The following is a 2,835-nucleotide window of genomic DNA, read 5'->3' as shown; positions in this document are numbered from 1 at the left end:
GCACAGTGAAGCGAGATGCGTTCTACGTTCAATGTTCTATGTTCAACGTTGCGACAAAACAGACGAGATGGACCAAACAGACGGGATGAATGATCTTCCTGGCTGATCGCTGACGGCTGTAAGCTGAATAATTGGCGGAAGTGTATGGGAATCAAAACCTTCCGTACACCTGTAAGTAACGGATATTACACGTGTTTTTACAGGTGTTTTTCACTTCTGGAACGAATCTGCACGAGTGTGATCTAAACAAACACAAACAATGCGGTCAATCATCGTTCCTGAATAGCAAACAAAAACTTAAATTAAAAAGCCACCTGGACTCTTGGCGGGGTCGGTGGCTTTCGTCGTTTTTCCCCAACTCAAACAAGAAGGAGAAGGAGAACTATGGACATTATAGCACCCTATCAGAATAAATCAACCCCGATATCTAAGAACGTCACCCCCACAACAAAGAGAGGTTCTCAAGGCAAAGGCTTGCCGGCGTCAGCCGCGCAAGCGTCGCCTGCGCCTCTCGAATTTGCAGGCGAAATTACTAGACTTGAACGGAGGAAACTTCTCGCTAAACCGTGGATTGACAGGCGTTTATACATGAAGGTACAGAATAGAGTCACCGTCATGGACTATGGAGAAGGGTGTGTAGAGGCAACCTGGGGGAAATCAAACACGGAAAAAAGAAAATGCGCGGTAAGAGGGAGATCAAAGAACCGGGAGGTCAATATAGAGAGAAGCAAGAGACAGGCAATGGCAAGTGTACGACGTAAGTGTATGGCAGCAGGGTTAGATCATCTTCTTACCCTTACATATCGAGAGAACATCGTAGAGAAAGAGAGGGCATGGCATCAGTTCGAGCAATTCATCCGTCTTGTGCATACCTATTTCCCTGATTGGCTCTATGTCTGTACAAAGGAGAGGCAAGAAAGGGGCGCTATCCATTTCCATATGGGGGTTAAAGGATACCAGGACGTAACACTGCTTCGATCGTTATGGAGATGTGTTGCAGGGGATGGGAATATAGATGTCTCCTACGTAAAGACAAAGAAAGGCGTTCAATGGAAAAGACAGAAGCTTGCTTCCTATCTCGCTAAGTATATCAGCAAAGACCTTGAGAATGAATTGAATGAAAGACGATACCGGGCATCCCTGGGAATTGAGATACCGAAGCAGATCATCTATCTCCATCCAGCTATAAACCCCATGGAGTATGCCATGTACAAGATTGAATCCCTTGCCGGTAAGGTAGGCTATGTATGGAGTCCAGAAGAGAGTAAAGGCTTATATGGGTGGGCGTGTTCGTGGGGGTAACATTTCTTCCTGTAAGAGAGTTTCTGACAAGGTTGTTGAACGAGCTACATTTCAATCGGCAATCGATAACCATAATGAATATTTCAGCTGAATAATAAGATTTAATGTTATGCAGTGAGCTATATAATATTATAATTTTAGGTTTATATTGTTCACTAAATTTGTAATAGCACCCCATATCCTGTGGATCATACGGTTTTATTTTCGTAAGTTTGTTATAAGAACACCATTGCCCTTGACAGTACTACCAGTTAAGCATAATATTTAACAAATTGTAGCTTGCAGCAGATTAATTGTTGGGCGGCGGTAGGACGATGAAACTGAACAGTCATCAATCGTTACAAAGCAAAAGGAAAGTAACGCTATATGGCTAATAAATCGCATTTCAATAGTGGACACATGGCAATAAATCAATTGAAAAAAAATGGAGTTTTGCATAGTTCAATGATCACTGGAATTTCAAAGCCTCGCACGGTTCATGGTGTCTTTATTCAAAATGCGGTTGACTTTTTGAAGGCATTGCCTGATTCATCAGTTCAACTCATTCTAATAGACCCGCCCTATAATCTTGACATAGACAACTGGGATAGTTTTCATAACTATCTCGATTGGGCAAAAGGGTGGTTGGATCAAATCTGTCGTGTGTTATCTGATTCAGGTAACTGTGTTATTTTTGGGGGCTTTCAATATCAAGATTTAAAGAAGGGCGATCTCCTTGAAATCCTCCATTATACTCGCCATGAAACAGCTTTACGATTTATCAATCTTGTCATTTGGTACTACAAGAACGGCATGAGTGCGCATCGCTTTTTTGCCAACAGGCATGAAGAAGCAATTTGGCTTTCCAAGACGAAGAAATACTATTTCGATCTGGACTCTGTTAGGGTTCCATTTGATGAGGCGACAAAAAAGATGTACAAAAAAGACAAGCGTCTCAATCCCGAAAGTATTGACAAGGGGAAAAACCCTACAAATGTTTGGGAAATAGGGAGGCTAAATGGCAATTCAACAGAAAGGGTTGGCCATCTAACACAAAAACCAGTCGAACTTATACGGCGTTTTGTTAAAGCTCTGTCGTTTGAGGGTTCGATAGTCCTTGATTTTTTTGCTGGTTCTGGAACAACGGGGCGTGTTTGCATAGAAGAGCGACGGCATTCACTCTTAGTAGATTCAGATAATAAACTGTACAGTTACTTAGACAAACATATTGAGCAGATTAAATCGAATTTGTTTCTGCCCGAATATAGCCTAATGAAAGACTCCAACATTGACGCCGTACTTGATGAAATTGCTTTTGCGAATCAACAACTACAGCATAATTCCATTGTAAAGGATTATTCCAATGAGTAAAGGGCAAACAAGACGGCTAACCAATCAACATATATCATCGGGAGGTGCAAGCGGTATCTCCCTCTGTGCCAATATAAGTGAGACACTTTCTACCCAATAGTTTAGACTCTAAGGGCGGGAAGGAGAAAGCAAATGAAAGATAAAGATTCAATGACAGCAGAACTCAGGAAATCAGATATCAGA

The 2,835-nt window shown here is 41.9% G+C and carries 2 protein-coding genes; both read left to right on the top strand.

Annotated elements, in window-relative coordinates; genetic code table 11:
• The first annotated feature begins 588 nt into the window (after nucleotides 1-588).
• A complete protein-coding gene (locus PHU49_16650; protein ID MDD5245640.1) occupies nucleotides 589-1,302 on the top strand; it encodes a hypothetical protein in 714 nt (237 codons plus the stop codon).
• A gap of 366 nt (nucleotides 1,303-1,668) precedes the next feature.
• A complete protein-coding gene (locus PHU49_16645; protein MDD5245639.1) occupies nucleotides 1,669-2,652 on the top strand; it encodes a site-specific DNA-methyltransferase in 984 nt (327 codons plus the stop codon).
• The last annotated feature ends 183 nt before the right edge of the window (nucleotides 2,653-2,835 follow it).

This window comes from Syntrophorhabdaceae bacterium (genome assembly GCA_028713955.1).
Lineage (GTDB): Bacteria > Desulfobacterota > Syntrophorhabdia > Syntrophorhabdales > Syntrophorhabdaceae > UBA5609.
This window is presented reverse-complemented; position numbering and strand designations above follow the sequence as displayed.